The sequence below is a fragment of the Pyrodictium brockii genome, from assembly GCF_055379715.1.
On record NZ_AP042401.1, the window covers coordinates 1515858 to 1530165 of the forward strand.

General features: G+C 59.7%; 15 protein-coding genes and 1 tRNA gene. 5 read left to right on the plus strand and 11 right to left on the minus strand.

The window, feature by feature from the left end; genetic code table 11:
• Positions 1-25: 25 nt before the first annotated feature.
• The 3 genes from ACZ42Y_RS08110 to ACZ42Y_RS08120 all read right to left on the minus strand — a co-directional run bounded on the left by ACZ42Y_RS08110 (position 26) and on the right by ACZ42Y_RS08120 (position 3011).
• Positions 26-217 (minus strand): hypothetical protein, encoded by a 192-nt coding sequence (locus tag ACZ42Y_RS08110; RefSeq protein ID WP_464735457.1) that lies wholly within the window; start codon positions 215-217, stop codon positions 26-28.
• A gap of 226 nt (positions 218-443) precedes the next feature.
• Positions 444-2297: a helicase C-terminal domain-containing protein gene (locus ACZ42Y_RS08115; RefSeq protein ID WP_058370475.1), complete on the minus strand. Its 1854-nt coding sequence runs from the start codon at positions 2295-2297 to the stop codon at positions 444-446.
• A gap of 45 nt (positions 2298-2342) precedes the next feature.
• Positions 2343-3011, minus strand: a complete 669-nt coding sequence (locus ACZ42Y_RS08120; protein WP_058370474.1) for a cysteine hydrolase family protein — start codon at positions 3009-3011, stop codon at positions 2343-2345.
• Between the two features lie 81 nt (positions 3012-3092).
• Here ACZ42Y_RS08120 and ACZ42Y_RS08125 point away from each other — a divergent pair, with 81 nt between their 5' ends.
• The gene (locus ACZ42Y_RS08125; RefSeq protein ID WP_338052270.1) at positions 3093-3311 is read left to right on the plus strand and encodes a DUF5622 domain-containing protein; all 219 of its coding nucleotides are present in this window, start codon (positions 3093-3095) and stop codon (positions 3309-3311) included.
• 121 nt (positions 3312-3432) lie between these two features.
• Positions 3433-4068, plus strand: coding sequence for a DUF1028 domain-containing protein (locus ACZ42Y_RS08130; protein ID WP_464735458.1), 636 nt, complete (start codon positions 3433-3435; stop codon positions 4066-4068).
• Here ACZ42Y_RS08130 and ACZ42Y_RS08135 read toward each other — a convergent pair.
• A complete protein-coding gene (locus tag ACZ42Y_RS08135) occupies positions 4065-4796 on the minus strand; it encodes a DUF357 domain-containing protein (RefSeq protein ID WP_058371359.1) in 732 nt (243 codons plus the stop codon). The two genes, ACZ42Y_RS08130 and ACZ42Y_RS08135, sit on opposite strands and share 4 nt — an antisense overlap.
• Before the next feature lie 96 nt (positions 4797-4892).
• Positions 4893-5513 carry a YkgJ family cysteine cluster protein gene (locus ACZ42Y_RS08140; RefSeq protein ID WP_058370472.1) on the minus strand — a complete coding sequence of 207 codons (621 nt, stop codon included), beginning with the start codon at positions 5511-5513 and terminating at the stop codon, positions 4893-4895.
• A 115-nt stretch (positions 5514-5628) separates the two neighbouring features.
• Between ACZ42Y_RS08140 and ACZ42Y_RS08145 the strand changes: the two genes are divergently transcribed.
• Positions 5629-5704: transfer RNA gene (locus ACZ42Y_RS08145), tRNA-Thr, on the plus strand.
• Between the two features lie 132 nt (positions 5705-5836).
• On the opposite strand, the gene ACZ42Y_RS08150 is transcribed toward ACZ42Y_RS08145, so the two are convergent.
• From ACZ42Y_RS08150 to ACZ42Y_RS08160, 3 genes are all read right to left on the minus strand, one after another.
• Positions 5837-5974, minus strand: a complete 138-nt coding sequence (locus ACZ42Y_RS08150) for a hypothetical protein (protein WP_168371233.1) — start codon at positions 5972-5974, stop codon at positions 5837-5839.
• Between the two features lie 981 nt (positions 5975-6955).
• Positions 6956-7669 (minus strand): hypothetical protein, encoded by a 714-nt coding sequence (locus tag ACZ42Y_RS08155; RefSeq protein ID WP_464735459.1) that lies wholly within the window; start codon positions 7667-7669, stop codon positions 6956-6958.
• Between the two features lie 610 nt (positions 7670-8279).
• Positions 8280-8894 (minus strand): hypothetical protein, encoded by a 615-nt coding sequence (locus ACZ42Y_RS08160; protein ID WP_464735460.1) that lies wholly within the window; start codon positions 8892-8894, stop codon positions 8280-8282.
• 252 nt (positions 8895-9146) lie between these two features.
• Between ACZ42Y_RS08160 and speE the strand changes: the two genes are divergently transcribed.
• Positions 9147-10076, plus strand: coding sequence for a polyamine aminopropyltransferase (gene speE, locus ACZ42Y_RS08165; RefSeq protein ID WP_236698106.1), 930 nt, complete (start codon positions 9147-9149; stop codon positions 10074-10076).
• Between the two features lie 117 nt (positions 10077-10193).
• Here the strand turns inward: speE and ACZ42Y_RS08170 are convergent, their stop codons facing one another.
• The 3 genes from ACZ42Y_RS08170 to ACZ42Y_RS08180 all read right to left on the minus strand — a co-directional run bounded on the left by ACZ42Y_RS08170 (position 10194) and on the right by ACZ42Y_RS08180 (position 13521).
• The gene (locus ACZ42Y_RS08170) at positions 10194-10613 is read right to left on the minus strand and encodes a MarR family transcriptional regulator (protein ID WP_058370468.1); all 420 of its coding nucleotides are present in this window, start codon (positions 10611-10613) and stop codon (positions 10194-10196) included.
• Positions 10614-10756: 143 nt separating this feature from the next.
• On the minus strand, positions 10757-12397 hold the full coding sequence (gene lysS / locus ACZ42Y_RS08175) for a lysine--tRNA ligase (protein WP_058371358.1): 1641 nt from the start codon (positions 12395-12397) through the stop codon (positions 10757-10759).
• Positions 12398-12585: 188 nt separating this feature from the next.
• Positions 12586-13521, minus strand: a complete 936-nt coding sequence (locus tag ACZ42Y_RS08180; protein ID WP_058370467.1) for a transcription initiation factor IIB — start codon at positions 13519-13521, stop codon at positions 12586-12588.
• A 261-nt stretch (positions 13522-13782) separates the two neighbouring features.
• Between ACZ42Y_RS08180 and ACZ42Y_RS08185 the strand changes: the two genes are divergently transcribed.
• Positions 13783-14292 (plus strand): hypothetical protein, encoded by a 510-nt coding sequence (locus ACZ42Y_RS08185; RefSeq protein WP_058370466.1) that lies wholly within the window; start codon positions 13783-13785, stop codon positions 14290-14292.
• Positions 14293-14308 lie beyond the last annotated feature (16 nt).

Here is a 14308-nt window from a genome sequence, read left to right on the forward strand (position 1 = left end):
CGGCCCCGAGAGAATGGCGGCGGGGCTAGTAGGCCTTCAGCGCCTCAACAAGCTTCCTCTTCACGGGCTCTATCTCGCTCAGCCTCTCAGATACTATGCGTTTAGCCTCCTCCTCAAGCCTCCTAGTGTACTCCCTGTAGATCTCCTCTAGGCTCCTGCGGGCCTCGGCAACTATACTCTCAACGTCCAGCTGCGGCACCGCGCTCCCCCTCTCCACACTACAGAAGCGCAGGCCCGTGATTTATAGCTTAGCCGTGCCTCAGGGCTGGGGTTCTTGCCCCAGCTGTTCTCGAGGCGCGGGAAGGTGGGGGTGGATACGGCCGGGAGTGACCCGCCCCCTGCCCATCTAGCCCCGGCGACACGGGGTCGCGTTGCAGGGGACCGGGGTCCGCGTGACAGACAAGACCTCGGGGGCCGGGCTATAAGCGGCTCGGCTCCAGGGGCTAGAGCCCCAGGGCCTCCGCTGCGCTCCTTACAGCCTCGCTGAACTCCCCCAGGCTATAGACTACCTTGTCTATCCTCAGCCGGAGGTGTTCACGCAGCCCTCTCCGCAGGAACCGGTAGTCGCCTAGAACTACTAGCGCACTGTCCTGGGCACTCCGCCTGGCACGGCCCACTGCCTGCCTGGCCCTCACCGCGGCAGTAAAGTCGAAGAGGAGGCGGCGCGCCGCAGCCCGCCCCAGCCTCTTCTCGAGCACCGTGAACTGGTCGCGGAAGTAGTCGTCGGGCTGCGGGTAGGGGACGCCGGCGACGAACACTACTCCTATCATGCTGCGCCCGTTCTCGTCTACAAGCTCTATTCCCTCTGTAAGCTTTCCTCCGGCCACCGCGTTCACGAGCAGGTGCTTCTCCCCTCTCCCAGTCTTCTCCAGCACCTCCTCTATGCTGGTGGACCTGGCCTCAGCCACCATGCTCACCTGCTCTAGACGTGCAAGCTGCTGGAGCTGGTCGAGGACCTGCTGCATGAACTCGTAGCTGGGGTACACCACCATTACCACCCTGGTGGTGGCCCGGTAGGCCTCTAGTATGTAGCGGGCGTAGAGGCTGTACATCTCACGGCTCCTGCTAGTATACCTGGAAGTCAGCTCCGCCGCCACCAGGGTGACCTGGTTCCGGGGCGGGAACACGGGGCCGTGCAGCAGCTCCACATCGTAGACGCGTAGAGGCTTCTCTATGCAGAGGAGGTCCCTCAGCAGCGTGGAGGCTGGGAGAGTGCCGCTGGCCAGCACGGCGGCCCTGGACTCGTTGAGAGGCCTGCGTGTGACAAGGCAGGGCTCTAGGGGGAGCACTGTGGCTCCGACGCGGCCGCCGCTCGTGTAGCTGTAGGCCCCCATGCCCTCTGCCGCGAGCATCTCGGCGAACCTTGCAACCCTGGTGAGGGCTACGCTCAGCCTAACAGGCTGGCCCTCCTCAAGCCTCTCCCTTATTTTGGCCATTCTCACCTCGTGGGCCGCGTCCCACCAGGCCTCGGGGTCGCCCAGGAGCCTTAGGAGCCTCTCCCGGTCCAGGCGGCGTAGCTTCCCCTCTCCGGGCCTGCTCCTCGAGACCAGCGAGGCTAGCTCCTGCAGGGCCTTGCCCATCTCCTCTGGGAGGCCGTACTCTTCCACCTCCCTCTGAGCGCTCCGGAGATCGTCCACCGAGACCCGGGCCTCGAGCAGCCCGGGTATGTTGAGAAGCGAGTGTGCCTCATCCACCACTACCACAAAGTCCCTATAGTCTAGCGGGTCGAATGTGCCCTGGAATATGTCGGGGCGGAAAAGGTAGGGGTACGTGGCCACCACGAACCTGGCCTCCGAGGCGAGCAGCTTGAGGGCAAAGAAGGGGCAGTAGCCCTGGCCGGCTAGGAGTTCCGCCACCCGCCTGGGCATCGGCCCCGCGTGCCCTATGGCCTCCTCCACGTCTGTGGCGCTGATCTCCTCGAGCCGGGCGTAGTAGCTGCACTCGCCTCTTAGGCGTAGGAGCCGGCATGTCTCCCAGAAGTCCTCGTGGCTAAGGCCCTCGCCGGCCAGGGCAGGGCACATTCTCCTGGCGCTGTAGAGGAAGCTGTACCCCTTCACCCCGAACCGTTTAAGCTCCTTGAGCACTGGCTGTATCTCGTTCCTCGTCCTCACAACGTACAGTACTCTCTCCACGCCGGCCTGGAGGAGCCCGTAGATGATGGCCGATGTCTTCCCGAAGCCTGTCGGCGCATGGAGTATGAAGACCTCTCCTCGAGACACCGCCTCTGCTATGCTCCTGGCCGCCTCCAGCTGGCCCCTCCTCGGCTTCTCGTAGGGGAAGCCCCCGTCCTCACCCATACCCTCTCTCCGCCACTACCGCTGCCCGGGGCCCTGGGGGCCTCCTTAGGCTGTCACCGCGCCGGCCTCCACGGCCTTTCCGCGCTTCCAGGGCCCCTCGCCTGTGAATCTTATCCCGTCCACGCTCTTCAATATGGTACCCCGGTAGAGGAACGATATCTGGCGCAGCGCCGCATGGTAGTCGAAGTCGTTAAGCGCGCTGATTCCGTCCATAGGCACGTAGACCTTGTACCAGCGTAGGGCCGCGCTCGCCGCCGTGTGGAGGACGCATATGTTGGCGACAGTTCCTACAACCACTACATGCTCTATGCCGTAAACCCTTAGGAGGTCGTCGAGAGGCGTACCGTAGAACGCGTCGTAGCGCGTCTTCTCAACAACTATCTCACCGTCGACAGGCTTGAGCTCGTCGATTATTTCCCAGCCCCAGGTTCCCCGGAGCACATGCTCGCCCCATATCTTGAACTCCGGGTCGCCGGTGTAGTGAGTGTCCTTTGTGAACACCGTCATTACTCCGTGGCTGCGCGCTCTCTCCAGCAGCCTGCGTATCGCTGGCACCGTGGCCTGCGCTGTAGGCACGTAGAGCTTGCCGCCAGGCTTAACGAAGTCGTTCTGCATGTCTACTATTATCACTGCTGTCCTGTCCGCCGGCAAGTCTACGGAGTCCGTCACCGGTATCTCCGGCACCTCGACCTTTACTCTACCAAGCGTTGTCATAACTGCTCCACCATCATATTATTACTCTGGGCTCCACGCTCTAAAGCTTATAGCCAGAGGCGACACGGGGAGACGCGCCGGGTGGCCTACAGGATGGGAGGGAAGCACGGCAAGTACGCCTACGTGCTCCGGAGCGACGGCTGGTATGTGAAGGTTCGCGTGCTTAAGAGCAGGAAGGAGGACGATGCCTCGAAGTATATAGTTGTTGGCCCCAAGAGGAGGGATGTACCGCCCTCCTTCCCCGTGATAAGGGAGGACGAGGTACCAGAGGAGGTGCGGCGCCAGGTATACGAGGCCTAGCCTCTCCCCGGGGTGCATGGGCCGCCGGGCTTTTACGCGTAGCCAGGTTTAACCTAGTGCACCCCTCCTAACACGCCCCGGTGGGCTCCTCGGGGGAGCCCTATCTCCCTGCTCGGGGCAGGTGGCGGTATTGACCTATAGCGTTCTGGCCTACGATCCCCTGCTGGGCCAGGCAGGGGTCGCAGTAGTCTCGGGAAGCATAGCGGTGGGCTCCAGGGTGCCCTGGGGGAGGCATGGGGTAGGCGTGGTGGCTACCCAGGCCTACACGAACCCGGCGCTTGCCCCCATGGTGCTGGAGCTCCTCACCAAGGCCTCGAGCGCTGAGGAGGCGCTGCGCGCCGCTCTGGCCCGCGACCCTAGTCCCGCCCACCGCCAGGTCGCGGTGATAGACTACCGGGGCGACGTGGCCGTCCACGACGGGGAGTGGGCGCCTAGCTGGCACGGCTACATAGTTCACCCGAGAGAGCCTCTGGTCTGCATAGCGAACCTCGTGAAGGGGCCCGAGGTCTGCAGGGCGGCTATCAACGCCTTCCTCTCGGCCAAGGGAGGGCTTGCAGACAAGCTGCTCGCCGCCATAGAGGCGGGGCACCGGGCCGGCGGGGACCGGCGCGGGGACCGGTCGGCGGCTCTACTCGTGGTGGGGCAGACTGAGTACACGCCCTACTACGACCGGGTGGTGGACCTGAGGGTGGACTACTCTGACAGCCCGGTGAGGGAGCTGAGGCGCATCTATGCCCTCTACACTGAGGGCTACTAGCCTTGAGAGCCCTGGCTCCCACACATGCCGTACCTCTCTACGATCTGGGCGGCTCTGCAGGCTATGCTGGTGGCGCTGCAGAGGCTGCACTCCTTCTTCTCGCTGAGCCTCTCTATCCTGGGGTTCAGCCCCTCCTCGGCCAGGCGCTTCCTTAACCAGTCCTCGCTGGCCCACTGGTCGGGGCCCAGGAGGATTATGTCAGGCCTCAGCTCGCGTATCGGGTCCAGCACGTCCCTCTCGCTGCCGAGGATGGCTTTATCAACGTAGCGTATGGCGGAGACGACCTCCAGCCTCTGCTCCTCCGGCACTATAGGCTCCCGGTTCTTGAACCTGCTCACCGAGCTGTCCCGCGCGACAACCACGTAGACGCGGCCCCTCAGCCAGGCCTGTCGCAGCAGCTCTATGTGCCCTGGATGGATGAGGTCAAACGTGCCGGCCACGAGCACCTTGGGGCGGGCTAGCAGCCTGCTCGCCGGCTCCCAGTCCAGCTCCACGAGGCCGAGCCAGCGGAGCGCGTCGACCAGCCCCTCAGCATAGGCCACATCCGCGAGGGCTGTGAACACGTCGCCACGCTGGAGGTAGTAGCGGGCATCACTGACATACATCCTTGCAAGCTCAAGCAGCCTAGCAGTCCTGCCCGCGAGGCCCCTGGAGCCAAGCTTCTCCAGGGCGAGCTCCACGTTCGCTATATAGGCCTCCACGCGCTCCCCAGGAGGCAGAGCTGACATGTCCTTCAAGGCCGCCGCCGCACCCTAGAAGCTCTTCACCACTCCGGAGCCCTCTCCCGCCCAGGCGCCGTTATAGGGTTCCCTCCCCTGGCACTGCTAAACTGAGCCCAGGCTTGCAAGGTAGTCCAGGTCAGCCCAGCGGGCCCCTCTCTCAGCCTCTTCCCAGGCCTCGTCAAGGGCACGGTAGAGCGCCTCAAGGGGCTCCATCCCCTCCTCCACCACCAGGCGGTGGAGGCGGCGGTAGTGCTCACGCCTCTCCCAGACATACTGCTCTATGAGCCTAGAGGGCGGCCTCCTCTCCGGGCCGCTCCCGACCCCGGGCGAGCGGGGGTCAAGGTAGAGGCTCGGCCGCAGACCCTCCACTAGCAGGGGGTAGAGACGGCATCTCATCGGCCTGGCCGGGTATATGACGCAGAGCTTCACCCCGTCGTGGCGCTCGGCCAGGAAGAGGCACCTACCCCTCTCGTCACCGCGGAGGAGCATGTGGGGCATTATATCAGCTATTATAACCTTCACGTAGCCCCGGAGGAACCCACGCCAGCTGATCCTCAGGAACCTGGCCATACGCACCGCGTCGAACACGGTAAGGGATACATTAGGCCCGCCGCTGCAGCACCGCCCGCACCTGGTGCAGCGGAAGCGGAAAGCGCCCCCAGGCTTCACTGGTATGAGGCGCCTCGTATACTCCTCCAGCTCATCGATACCCGGCGCATCCATGACCTGCCAGCCCCCAGAGCCCCGGGGGGCTTAGCGCCGCGTAACCGTTAAACACCCCGCCAGGGAGAGGAGGCCCCTCACGGACGCGGCCGCCCCCTAAAGAGGGCCGCCCGGTGCCGCCGTAGCTCAGCGGGCAGAGCGCCGGCCTTGTAAGCCGGTGGTCGCGGGTTCAAATCCCGCCGGCGGCTCCACCACGCTAGATCCCCACAGGATCCACACTACATGGTACATACCGCCGCTCCGGCGAGCCCTCAGCGCCCACACTCTGAGACGAGGGCGTACACGAACCCCTAAAGGAGCCACACACAACATACACCATGCTATCAGCTACACCATAATAGCATCCTTACAGCTACGCAATTACTGTATACCAGCGGCAGCTCCAACTCATCAACATCCAACCTATCCACATACACCAGGGCGCGGTGGAGGACTAGCACCAGCCTACCTAGCCTACACAAGACATTCTCCGGCTCTCTAAGGTTAAGGTTGAGGAGCAATAGCACCTATAGCATAGTCACCCGGATAATCTCCGGGCACAGTATGGTATGGTAGAAGAGGAGCCAGCCCCTAGCCCATATGGACGGGCGCCCAGACCCGCTTCACCCACTCATGCCTCCCAAGATGACCGGCACCGGCGTCACAACGGCTCTCTATATGATGACCCTCAAGCTCCAGGCTGTCCAGAAAAGCTGCCTAAACCCTAGGCGCTATGCCGTGCAGCACCGCGTACTTGCCCTCTATCTCCCAATACCACCCGGTTCTTGCAGGGCTTACGTGGAGGCAATACCCTAGGAGGAACCCACCTCCACCGCCTCCTTAGGAAGTCCTTCACGTCTATAGAGGTTAGGGCTACACGGAATAACAGTCATACTAGGCAGTATAAAATAAATCATATACATCCTGCCCCCAAGAATCATGAGCCGGGGATCCTCTGCGCCACCCCCTGCCAGCCCTGCCACCCGGCCCGGTCGAACCGAGAGGTCCTGAAGCGCTATGCTCGTAGACCGGGATGGCTAGACCTCTCTACCGCATGAAGCCCGCCTGTTGAAGAAGCATAGCCAAGCCTTGACACGCCGTCGCAGCCCATGACGCTATAGAGCATGTGTATAGAGTTCCCTAAGGCTAGTACGCTAGGGTTGAACGTGCTCCTGCACTCCCACCAGTGTGCCCTTCGGCCTGACTACTTTTATGACGGCCCCTCGTAAGGGCTTGTAACAATATACGCGCCGCTTAATCCCATACTTTGTATACTGCTTTAACTCTGGCTCATATTTTCCCGTCTAAAGCGTTCTACCTCTGCCTAAATTCACGCCTAGGACCATGCACGTCTATAGAACCCTTACTCCATTATCTACAGACATATGGTTTATATCGTATAATAGATTATAAAGATATATCACTACTTATTGAGGCTTATATACTCTAGCTAGTTGGATCCATTAGCTCTTTATGTATGTATATGTCTTCCCGTCCACAGTCACCTTTATGAGGAGCATGGGGCTTGGTACGCTAGTTTTGAGGGTCAGGGCCTGGCCCGGGAGAAGTACTTGCGGCAGCTTGCCCTCAGCAATCGAGCGGCCGTTGACTGCTACTTTCTCCAGTGATACGGGGTGAGACGCCACGTTTGTTATGTTTATTATAGCAGTGTACGATGCTAGGCCAGACTTCTCAAGGGTAACCGTCACCTTCACCGGCGGCTGGGAGGCTTCCTGGCCCTGGCTAGCGCCACCGCCAGTGCTAGTGCCATGTGTGCCGCTCTGGCCTCCCTGGGGCAGTATGCCTAGAAGGCCTGCATGTCCTAGTAGCTTTGTGAGCGCTGTGACCAGCCTCGGGGCCTCGTCGCATACCAATGTGTAGAGCTGCAGTATTGCAGCGGCCTGGCTACTCAGCTTGGGCACATTCACATTTGCTACAGTGATGTTGAAGGGGAGGGTGACTATCTTCCATGTTATCGTGTTGAACGCCTTTAGGTCCACCATTGCGAAGCCCTGCAGAGTGACAGTGACGTTTCTCCTCGTGGCGAGAGCCTTCGCTATACCGCACCCAGCCTTATCCACATCCAGTACCAGTGTTAATCTGTGCTCGCTCCAGCCGGGCGGCAGGGCCAGGTAGGGTATAAGCCCATCACCAGCATAGTAGCCCTGTATGTACACTTTGTAGTAGACTAGCCGGGCGAGGACTTGCTCCCCGGAGGGGTTGTAGATTTTTCACGAGGAAGGATATGCGTAGCTGAGTCGGGGACGCGAGGCCTATCCGGGGTACATCAACTAGCTCAGCCCTCCACCCGTGAGACGTCGTGTAGAGCTTGTATACGTATAAGGCGACTCCTATAACTATTATCACGTAGATGATATTCTTTATCAGGGATGTTCGTTGCATGCGGCGCAATCTTGACTCTATCTCTGCAACCCTCTTCTCTATATCGGGCGTCTCTTTATTATGCAACACTCTCGCCATGCGGCGGGTCCCACCCCTTGCCCATATAGGTACTGCTCATATAGGTAGCGGTAGCTAGACTCGCCATGCAGCATAGTGGTTATAGTTTAGATGCAGCATGACGCTTCCGAGCACTAGTTGATCAGCCGAGGGTACTCACCCCATCGCCCCAGGGCTCGGTCCTAAAGGCCTTCATCACGTGCACCGGAATGCAGGGATTGTACCGGGGGCGCGTGTACTCATGGACGCATCTCTCCCACGGTCTTAGCAAGCAATGATATCTACTACACAACATAAGGTTATTGTACAAGATGCTGTAGAGCCGATCTAGCCCGCTGCCTTCCTCCTATGCAGGTAGTGGTACAGGTACACCACTATGGCTAGTACTGAGGCTAGGAGCGCGCCTAGCAATACCCAGCGGAGCCAGGCTACAGCTCCCTCCCCTGCTGTAATATTAATTTCCTCCCGGATCTCCCTGACACCCAGCGATTGTGACGGCATGCTAGAATATATACGTGCCCTGTAATGCCTGAGTATGCCGTCAACGGTACTGTAGATAGCCTCTATGCTTATGCTTAACGGCTTCGTTGCGTTAGAGTAGGTTATGATTATGTTTCCATCTCTCCTCTTTATCTTGAATCCCCCCTCTAGTGACGCATTATAGAGTTTTGATGCATTACAGTAGAACTGGTCGAGGCTCGGCTGCAGCATAGCCCCTTTTTCTACAAGGCTGCATGACGCTGGGTCTATGCTTGCTTTCAGGGTTTTATTGGTGAATCTTATCGCGTTGGAGTAGCTGCTTGGACTAATAGTGACCTTCTTATGGGTTATTGTCGCATAGAGTGTTATATTACCTCCCTTTCCGTAGCGCTTAGTAATGGTTATGATTGTCACTGCGCTCGCCTTTATAGTTTGGTTTGTTGATGGGTTGACAAGCTCCATGCATGTTGACGCAGTGTATGAGTATGTATAGCGTTGAGCTGGGCTGGCTGATAGATAGGCGTAGGATAGTGCCGACAATAATGCTATGACTACAAGTGCTATGAGCCTATTCTTCCCAGGCGGCATTGGCTGCACCGGCTAGCCGGGGCGCTCTCCATAGTAAAAACCGCTAGTATCTTTGCCGCCGCGTGACGCCATGGAATCCCAGGGAGCTGCCTTGTCAGAGGGCTATCTGGGAGGAGTCCTCCGGCAATGTATTCGAGTCACATTAATGCTGCGGTAGCCTCTCAGCAGTTCCGGGCGGGAGCCATGGAGCTCGAGGAGTTTAGGCTTTCGCTATACCAGCCCGGCGGCCTCATGGGTACTATATATGCTGTTGATGAAGTGCTATATAACTCGAAGTCCCGCTACCAGCATATAATGATTGTGAAGCTGAGGGGATTCGGTAAGACACTGGTGCTCGACGGCCTAATCCAGAGCACCGAGAGTGATGAGCACATCTACCACGAAGCGCTTGTACACCCCGCCATGACAGTCCATCCAAATCCCAGGCGTGTCCTAATTCTTGGCGGCGGGGAGGGAGCTACACTTCGCGAAGTACTTCGCCACAGTACAGTGGAGAAGGCCGTTATGATTGACATAGACGAGGAGGTTATAGAGGTTTCCAAGAAGTATCTGCCAGAATGGCATCGAGGCGCGTTCGACGATCCGAGGACGGAGCTGCACATAATGGATGGCTTCGAGTACGTTAAGAGGGCCTCCGAGCGTGGAGAGAGGTTTGACGTCGTTATAATGGACCTCACTGATCCGTATGGATCTGATATAGCGGCCCAGCTGTATTCTCGTAGCGCGTTCGAGCTGATCTCCCGGGTGCTAAGTAGCGATGGCATAGTTGTGACTCAGGCAGGCTGCTCTACGCTCTTCCCGGACGTCTTTAAGCGTGTGTACAACGCTGCGCGCCAAGTCTTTCAGCACGTTAGAGAATACGCGGTATGGGTCCCCTCCTTCGCTTATGCTAACAGCTTCATAGCTATGTCTAACAAGTATCGTATAGACAGCGTCTCCAGAGAGGAGGTTGATCGTAGGCTCGCGGAGCGCGGTGTTAAGACAAGGTTCTACAACGGACTAAGGCACATAGCCATGATAGGTATGGCTGAGATGCATATTGAGATAAAGGCTTAGGGTCAGCCTTCGGGCAGGCAGCCAGCTTGTTAGCGATCCCGGTGAATCATATGCGGCTCCAAGAAATATTCCGGACAGCCTTGCGCGCTACTGGCATGCTGGAGAGACCGTCAGGGGCTAGCCGGCCCTGCTGCCGCCGTTCCGGTTATTGTTTACCAGCTCTATGACCTCGCCTACCTTCTCGCAGACCTCCGTGAGCGCGGCTACTATGTGGTCGGGCACTTCGTAGAAGTAGGCTCTGCCGCCGCGCCTTAGAGGGTAGGGCCTCCTTACCACGAGGGATTTAGCGTGTAGGCCGCGTAGGGCGCGGCGTACTACCTCGGGGTTGCGGCCTAGGGCCTCGGCGATATCCTTCGCTATGGCTCCACGGCCGCGGGTTATGAGGTATGATAGTACATGGGCCTCCTCCTCGTTGAGTGAGAAGGCGCACTTGAGTATGCACTTTAGGCGTGCAGCATTGGCTTTTGCAAGCATGCTGGCCTGCTCCACTCCGCTTCTATACCATGTGGCGTAGCCGGGGCGTGTTATAGTCTGCAAGATGTGGGCACACCTCCCAGCCGCTTTATCCCGCGTTAAAGGCTGCTGGCCTCTCTAATATCTTTGACGCTCGTTAATGATGGTTGTCGGGGGTGGCTGCACAGCTATCATCCATCGTAAATTGTTGGAAAAATTGTCGTACCTCATAACCCCAGGAGGCGGCTCAGTACAAACTCCCTGTCGAGCAGTGAGAGGAGCGGCGCCGCCCTAGGCCCGCTCTCCCTGCCCACGAATACCAGGTAGAAGTAGCGGTAAAACTCTCTCCGCTCCTTGCTGCTCCAGCCCCTAGTGTACTCCACCATAGTCTGCTTGATGGATTCCTCACTCCAGTCGACGAGCCGGGAGAGCCTCTCGCCGAGGCCGCGGAGCTTCTCGCGCATCCCTGGAGGTATTCTCTCCAGGATCTCGCCGGGCGGCTCCTCGAGGATCCTTATCCTCATATGCTCGGGGGCGTACTGCTCGGCCCACCTCTTGGCCCGGGGGAGGAGGCTCAGCAGCCTCTCGAGATCATGCTTGCTGGGCTTCTCGGGCAGATGGCCGCTCCTCTGGAGCCGGCGGGGTGCCTCCTCCCGCCACCGGTCCTCGGGGAGCACCTGGGCCAGTATTGCAACGTGGCTGTATGGCGGCTGGGCTGGCATCTTCTCCGGCGGGGCGCCTCGGGTGTAGCTAAGCTCGTAGCTGCGGGCTAGGAGAAGGTCTTCCTCTCTCCTCCCAGTAGACTCGGCCCGGTAGTAGATCCTCTCAGCCCGGTAGTACTGGTCGTAGTAGAGGGGCACATCGTGGAGCCCTAGGCTCAGCTTCCTCATGGGGGGCGTGCGGAGGATGAGGAAGCGGAGCACCTCTGGATGCGCCACCTCAAGCCACTCGCGGGGCGTGAAGCCTATGAAGTCGCTACTACTCATATCAGCCTCTCCGTCACGCGTCTTCACGGCGACCCACTCGTAGGGCAGCCCCTCCGGCGGCTCTATCCCATACACCTTCAGCGCCAGCTCGTTAGCACTATCCCTGCTCCCACCCGGGGTCGCGTGGTCCTTGCCGTAGGGCTCAAAATCTACGCCAAGGGCCCACCAGACGCCCACCCACTCTATGCGCCAGTTCAGCTTCCCGTCCCAGAGCGGGGCCCAGCCCTCGTGGCCGCAGCTGCGGCACCGGTAGCGGACCATACCCTTCTCCAGGTTCGCTTCGAGGGCCTCGGTCGAGTCTATCCTGCCGCACTGCTGGCACCGGGGCTCGAAGGGGATCCAGCCAGGCGGGTATGGCCGGCGGCCACGGTACTTGTTCACGACCTCACGTATCTCCTCGCGACGCTCTATAGAGAGCCGCACGAATTCCAGCAGCTTACCACGATACATGTCAGTGGTTTTTACCACCTCTATGCTCCCGTCTGTGAACTCGCCCAGGTAGGGGCCGAAGTCGGCCCAGAACCTGTCGACCCAGCTGGGGAGCTCGCCTCTGGGATCAGGGACATTTATCAAGGGCCAGCCAGTGTAACGCTTGGCGTCCTCGGGGTCCGGGAAGACCCTGCGCTGGCTCTCCTTGCCCTTCCACGCGTCCTGCGTGTACAGGGTTAGGTACTGCTTAACCCGGAGGCCCCTCGCCTCAAGTATGCGGCGGACAACCTCGGGGATAACCACTTCTCCCCGGAGCCTGCCCACATGCTGCAGCCCCGAGACCGAGAGGCCCCCGTTAAACACGTAGACGCTCTTACTCCTGCGGCGGAGCCGCTCCTCGAGCCAGTCTGCCAGAGCGTCTATCCAGTGCTTAAGCTCGCCGCGGGACTCCACCACCGGCTCGCGGAGGAATCTAGCCTTCCTCACGTCATCTATACCCTGCCCGGCCACACCTTAGCCACCGAGGACGTAGAAGCCCGGAAGGATATGGGTTAACAGCCCTTCCCTCGCCCAACGGCCGGTTGGGAGCCTCGGTAGGGAGGGGGAAAAGAGCCCGGGGACGGCGCCCCCGTGCATGGGGGCTACTGGGCTGGGAGCGGTATGTTAAGCTTCTGAACCAGCTCCTTGTAGCGGTTCCTAACCGTAACCTCTGTGACGCCGGCTGCTGCAGCTATCTCCTTCTGAGTCCTCCTCTCCCCAAGCTCCAGAGCGGCTATGTATATAGCCGCTGCCGCAAGCCCCGCTGGATCCTTGCCGGCTGTAAGCCCCATCTTACGCGCCTGGACGAGTATCTCCGCAGCCCTCCTCTCCACGGCAGGGCTCAGCCGGAGGGCCGAGACTATCCTGGACACGTAGCGGACCGGGTCAACTATAGGCATGCGGAGCTTCAGCTCGCGGACTATGAGGCGGTAGCAGCGGGCAACCTCCTTACGGCCACCCTTCACGACCTCCGCTATGTCGTCTATACTCCTGGGTATGCCGCGTATACGGCAGGCAGCATAGACAGCTGCCGCAGCCATCGACTCGAGGCTGCGGCCGCGGACCAGGCCCTTCTCCGCCGCCTGCCGGTAGATCATCATGGCGGTGTCAATAATGCCACGGGGCAGGTTGAGAGCCTCGACCAGCCTGGTTATCTCACGGGCCGCCTGCTCTATGTTCTTCTCTATACTAGTGGTTGCGCGAAGCTTCGCCTGGAGCCTGCGTAGACGGCTGGCCTCAATGCGGAGGCGCGCCTCGAGCTTACGGCCGTTCGCGTCACGGTAGCCGGAGATAGTGGTGAGTATACCATAGTCGGGGAGAGTGTGGGTAAGCGGGCTGCCCACGCGGCTTCTGCGGGTCCTCTCCTCAGGTGTGTAAGCCCTCCATTCGGGCCCTGTATCTATAACCGTCTCCTCAACTACCTCTCCCGTAAGCGTGCAGATGTACTCGCCCCTCTCCTCGTCGAACACTATATATTCGGGGGGACACCCTTCCTCCTTCTCCCCCGAGGCCCTAGGGGCCTGCTCCTTAGTCACCAAGGCCGGGCCACCTGTATATACGGCCTTAGAGGCTGAGGGCGGGCCGCAACTAAGATGCCCGCAACCCTTAAAGCCCCGCCCATACTATTCCGAAAAACATCCTTAAAAAATTTACTCCCAGCCTACGAGTTCCTCAAACAAGTCCAACCCTAAAGCTGTATCCTGTAAGGAGGCTAAGCCTTCACCCTGGGAGGGAGAGGAGCAATACCCACCGACCGGTTCATAGCGCTAAGGATAGTAGCCATACACCACCTGATCCGCATGTACGGCTCCAGGCCCATAGCATGGGCTATAACAGCCTGGCCCATGGAGCAGCTGGCAGGCGAAGATCTCGACGAGAAGCACTCGAAAGCACTCAAAACGCTGCGCAGAAATCTCTACGCCTACCTCTCCCGGAAGGGAGCTGAATGGACGGAAGTGGACGAGGAGACGGGAGGCTTCAACATACTACTCCCGGGAACCTACGAGGACGCGGCAAGAGCGCTCCAGGCGCTCTGGCTCAGCCTCCACCTCGTATACATGGTTAGCTCTAGAGAGCCTTCAGTATGGCCCGAAGCCACAGAGGTCTACGAGATACATAGGTCGTATCTTGAGGTGATTGAACATATAGGGGTGCGGCAGCTCACCTTCAAGCAGGCCAACCAGATTGTTGAGACCGCTTCATATATAGCGCTGCTGAGCACCCCGCTCTTCCCGGAGCTGTTCGAGCTGCTGGCACTCGATAAGCCGGTGGCCGTTGTGCTGCACGCGCTATCGCTCTACTCAAGCTAACCTCGGGGCGCCGGTA